Below are 4,831 nucleotides of genomic sequence, written 5' to 3' on the forward strand. Positions count from 1 at the left end.
ATTCTAATATGCACACGTTAATCTTGTCGTGACTCTTAGTTTGGGAGGGAAGGGATTTATCTCAGCATAAAGGAGGGAATTTATCTCAGTGCTATCGGAGTCGATTTTTGTCCGAAAGCTTGATAGATACAACATGCGGTATTTTGTAACTGAATGTATGTCCAGCTATGCTCTAAGTGGTCTCCTGAGCTTATTTCTGCTTGCTATTAATACCAAAGGTTTTTTTGGGCCAGACTATTATATTTGCCCGCAGTGTCAAAAAACTATAGTTCCTTTTATTTGGATAATGTTTTTCACCATTCCATATGCAATATTTTTCTCATTTTTATTGTGCTGGGATAAAATTGAGTACATAAATAATATACTCAAGATTAAAGGCATAAGATCAAAAAAAATAATTAATACAAGATTGCGTAGTCTTTATAATATAAAGAGAAAGACCTATTTTACCGTTTTTATTGTTTTCTATATAATTCTTTGGATTGTTTATCGCCAATATATTCTCCAACTCACTCCCTTTTTTACCAATACACCGTCAAATTTAGTATATTTTGGATTACTAGTTTTTGGTTTATTAGGTTTATGCTATTTACACTTTAACACATCAGAATATGATGCAGGGATTGATGATTGTCCTTTACTGTTTGACTTCAGGCATATCTTGGAATACATATGTGGTAAGACCTCTGTGGAAATAGATCAAAAATACGTTCCAAAAGTAATTCTGAAAACAAATAAAAATGAATTAAAAAAGAATGTCCATAAATATATAGTATACGATTATAAAAGAGAACGCCTGGTTTTTAAAGGAATCATGACAAATCTAATACTAAAGAATTTGCTTAAAGAATCTCGAAACTTACAATATAAAACTAAAATAAAAGAGCTTTTTCAGAAGTCTCAATATTTTAAATGTCCAAAAATATTCAAAAAAGGGATGTGGCTTTGGTATACCCTGGTCACAACTGTTGTAATTTATCTTTTAAGCGTTATATTAAGTTTAAGTGTCACCTCTTTGATTATAGCCCTTGTTGTCATAATATTATTATTTTTAGTAATAAGGATTATGTGTATTCTTTACCACGGTTATAGTTACAGGAGATATAAGGACAGTATAGATAAGAGGATCAGCAAAAACGAAGCGGTTGATTCCACGAAATAAGCTGATCCCATTTTACAATATTGAACCCAAATGCTTACTATGTGAATTTACTTTTGTAAACATATGAATACTAAACAAATATTTCATATAGAAACCGGGTACTAATAGCTGTAATTATTTTACTCAATTATAAGAGGAGAAAATAAATGGCTAATGAGGAATTAAAAGATTCAGGAATAGTTACTGCACTTTCTGTGACGGGCTTAGTTTTTGGGTTAGTTGGAATGATATGGGCGTTTATTCCTCTTTTAGGGTGGTGTGCTTATTATGTGGGTATTCCAGCTACTCTTATATCTGGACTGGCTCTGGGAGTTGCATTTTCTCAAAAGGCCAAGAGGACATTTGCCATTGTCGCCCTTACCATAAGTTTGATTGGTGTTGTGATATCTGGTATACAGCACTTTAGTATCGTCTCCGCTTATAAAAAGCAATCAAGTCACGAAAACCGTACTTCAGAAAAGCAAATAGGCCGCAAAATTCGCACTTCTGATTCCTTGAAGAAATCTACTTTGTTGCAAGTTGACCAATTAGACCTTGATAAGATTTACCACGCAATGACTCTTAGCAAAGATGATTATAAGAAGCTTTTTGATGATAATCCTGAAGACCACAAAAAAGAGTTTAACTTACGCATAAATTTAGAAAAATGTAGTTATTTTTATGACTGGATGTTGAGAGTATATGGTGTCAGGTTTAAAGAACTATACCCCCGAGCAAAACTCGATAGACACCTTATGGTTCTTAAGCAAATGTCTGAAGTAATAACAAATCGGAACCGGGAAGACAATAATGCCATGAAAGTATATATTTACCTTCTTGTGGTAACACCAAATAAACTAACGCTAAAAGGACAGGTGAACATGCGCATTAAGCCAATTAGTACGAGTTGGCAGTTGGTGCCGAGTCATGATAATAAGATGTGTATTATAGCACAGTTAATTCAGCCCCAGAAACCTTCAGATGATATCGAAATACCTTCGCTTAATGCAAAAGTTACAGAATTACGCTTTTTTGAGAAAGGTAACAAGATGCCCACCTTTGGTCAAAGAGGATACAAACGTCAATTTCCCAACTCAAGTAGTAGATATATTAATTGGGAGATTAATCTTGAGCACCCTAAACCAAACAGAAGAATCGACTTTGAAATAACAGCAATATACTATCGTTCTGATGGTAGCATGCTTGCCCAACAGACTAAAAATTCATATATAAAGCCAGGCTGGACTACTTCTTATCATTCTTTGGGATGGGGGTGGAGCAAACCCGGAAACTGGGAGGTAGGCACTTACTCAGTTGACTTGTTCATAAAGGGTCAAAAGATTGCAAGTGGCACATTCGAAATAAACTGAACCTGCCAAAAAATTTGTTCCACCTGCAAAGAAGAAACTTAAAAAGTAAAATTATGAATCATCGGGAGCGATGATGTAAGCATAAACAGAGAAGAAGTGTTTAAAATAAAATGAAAAAAATTAAAATAAGTAGAAAATTATGTGCATGTATATCAATTATCACACACCTATTTTCTTGCTTCGGAGGAAATAGGGACAGCGACTGTTTTTGAAAATGAACTCGGTTTCATCTCATGCCTGAGGCAGATTCGTCTCTGGCGAACCTTCGGCCTGGCTAAGGACATACCGCATGGGCGAGGCTTTGTTTGGAGAGGATGAGACTGAAGCAGAAGATGAATAAGTGAAACTGACGGTAACATTCTGAACCACTAAATTTCTAAGTATACTGTTCCCGTATTTTTTCTTTATCTAAACGCTTCTCGATAACCTGTGTTGAAACCTCAAATTCCTTAGCGAGTTTTGCTGCTATTAGATCCCATGCAAAATCCCAGTTTTCTTTGAATGAGATTTCATTCTCACGAATAGATTTAACATAAAATAAGGTAAGTTTCTCCAGATGTTCATGGGGAACGAGAACTAAACCGCCAAACGCATACGCCTGGTATTCTAACCAGCTATGATTTTTTTCAGAAATTGAGTTTATGAATCCCCTCCATTCCTTTATACCCTGGAAATTTGCTTTTTGATAGATTTCTTTGTGAAGCACGATGTGACCTACTTCGTGGGCTAAAGTAAACCTATATCTGCCCGGACGGCTCGTGTAAACAAATTCATCCACATAAATACTTGCCTGATCGCTCGATGTAAAGCCGTCTATCTCAAAACCCTGGTGCAACCCAGGTAACGGAATAATGTCTTTTTTCATCTGAAACTCAATTATTTCTTCTATCGGGACTGGTATATCCAAGTTTGGATGGTATTCTTTTAAAAAGGCATTTGCAGTACTTTTAATATAATCATAAGAAATAATAGGCACCTCTAAATCATTTTCCATAGTCACGATCCTCGAAGCTTCTTTATTAATTCTTCCAGTTTGTCATTTGGTACTTTCTGACCCCGCAGAGTTCGAAAAAGAATTGGCAACTTGTCCTCGATCTTCCTTCCTGACATTAGATCATCAGGTATCCTGCCTGTTTCTGCAGCAGCTAAATCAAAAAATGTGTACCATTCGTCAGAACCCTTCTTAATTCTTAGAAGTTTAGCATATTCTTCAAGTTTTCCTCTGCTTTGTGGAGGTGGTAAAATCCCCCGTTCCAACTTACTAATATTACCTGGATCCAACTCGCTTTCAAAACAAAACTGTCGTAAGGTCTTCTTTAGAGTAATCCTGCATTCCTTAAAAAAATTACCAAATCTACTGGCATTGGCCATATATCACCTCCATTTCCTTTTATAATGTTGTTTTTATTATACAACATAGTAATATAAATACAACACATATTCCAGATTTTTTTAATACCAGTAATCGACGAACATCATACTTATTTCTATGAATAAATAACTCCGGTATTGTGTCCCAGCAATTAAAGAGGATTGGAAGGCAAGAAAATAGATGGAGGAAAAAGATGGATAAGGGATCTATCTATTACTCTTGAAGACGAGAAAATTATAAGTGAAAACGTGAATAAAAAGTCTATAATTATGTAGTCAAAAGACTTGCCAGAAACATTTTAGAGACAAAAGGAGAAGGTACGGATGAAAACGGAAAAAATACTTAAGAATTTAATTAAACCCTTGGTCCTTTCCGGGGCATATAAAGACGAAACAGTTGCCCTGAAAGATATAGTGATTAGCCAAATAGAAAGTAAAATAAAAACCTACGACAGGACTATAATAACGTATCAAAAGAAATACGGAAAGGATTTTGACACTTTCTCAAAAAAGCTTAAAAACAAGGCAACTCCAGACTTAGAAGATGTCTGGATGGAATGGAACGGCGCAATTGAAATGAAGAATGCATGGAATGAGGCACTAAAAGAGGCTATCGACAGTGAATCAACCGTTTAATCTCCTCGAAGTTATTTCATACCTGAAAGAGAGTAAACTTGTATCAAGGGTAGAGATAAAAACCCACCCGCACCATTTTCATGCACATAACGGCAAAATCATAGAATCCGAACTAAAAGGTAATGTTATTATGGACATAAAGAAGGTATTGTCTGTAATTACAAAGATTATTGTAAAGCATGAATGCTAAATATAATACTAATAATTTTATAAAGTAAATCATGGAAATGCTCGATCTTTCCGCCCTGCTTTTAAGCCTGGCGGCAATCTTCAGTTATATCAATTTTCGATTTATCAAATTACCGACTACCAT

6 protein-coding genes are annotated in these 4,831 nt (G+C 35.1%); 4 read left to right on the plus strand and 2 right to left on the minus strand.

Features of this window, described 5'->3' with window-relative positions; genetic code table 11:
- Positions 1-157 precede the first annotated feature (157 nt).
- Together NUV40_03190 and NUV40_03195 are read left to right on the plus strand one after the other, a co-directional pair.
- Positions 158-1,162, plus strand: coding sequence for a hypothetical protein (locus NUV40_03190; protein ID MCR4342879.1), 1,005 nt, complete (start codon positions 158-160; stop codon positions 1,160-1,162).
- 146 nt (positions 1,163-1,308) lie between these two features.
- The gene (locus NUV40_03195) at positions 1,309-2,511 is read left to right on the plus strand and encodes a hypothetical protein (protein ID MCR4342880.1); all 1,203 of its coding nucleotides are present in this window, start codon (positions 1,309-1,311) and stop codon (positions 2,509-2,511) included.
- A 376-nt stretch (positions 2,512-2,887) separates the two neighbouring features.
- Here NUV40_03195 and NUV40_03200 read toward each other — a convergent pair whose 3' ends face one another.
- Entirely contained in the window at positions 2,888-3,505 is a 618-nt protein-coding gene (locus NUV40_03200) for an ImmA/IrrE family metallo-endopeptidase (protein ID MCR4342881.1), read from the minus strand.
- A 2-nt stretch (positions 3,506-3,507) separates the two neighbouring features.
- A complete protein-coding gene (locus tag NUV40_03205; protein MCR4342882.1) occupies positions 3,508-3,882 on the minus strand; it encodes a helix-turn-helix domain-containing protein in 375 nt (124 codons plus the stop codon).
- 324 nt (positions 3,883-4,206) lie between these two features.
- Here NUV40_03205 and NUV40_03210 point away from each other — a divergent pair, with 324 nt between their 5' ends.
- Positions 4,207-4,518, plus strand: coding sequence for a hypothetical protein (locus tag NUV40_03210; protein MCR4342883.1), 312 nt, complete (start codon positions 4,207-4,209; stop codon positions 4,516-4,518).
- Entirely contained in the window at positions 4,502-4,708 is a 207-nt protein-coding gene (locus NUV40_03215; protein MCR4342884.1) for a hypothetical protein, read from the plus strand. The genes NUV40_03210 and NUV40_03215 overlap by 17 nt, the downstream gene beginning before the upstream one ends.
- Positions 4,709-4,831 lie beyond the last annotated feature (123 nt).

The sequence above is a fragment of the Patescibacteria group bacterium genome (assembly GCA_024654625.1).
Lineage (GTDB): Bacteria > Patescibacteriota > Minisyncoccia.

Excerpts from the sequence above, each read along its gene's own strand:
- NUV40_03190 (MCR4342879.1), top strand. The coding sequence starts at position 158 with ATGTCCAGCTATGCTCTAAGTGGTCTCCTGAGCTTATTTCTGCTTGCT.
- NUV40_03205 (MCR4342882.1), bottom strand. The coding sequence starts at position 3,882 with ATGGCCAATGCCAGTAGATTTGGTAATTTTTTTAAGGAATGCAGGATT.
- NUV40_03210 (MCR4342883.1), top strand. The coding sequence starts at position 4,207 with ATGAAAACGGAAAAAATACTTAAGAATTTAATTAAACCCTTGGTCCTT.
- NUV40_03195 (MCR4342880.1), top strand. The coding sequence starts at position 1,309 with ATGGCTAATGAGGAATTAAAAGATTCAGGAATAGTTACTGCACTTTCT.
- NUV40_03200 (MCR4342881.1), bottom strand. The coding sequence starts at position 3,505 with ATGGAAAATGATTTAGAGGTGCCTATTATTTCTTATGATTATATTAAA.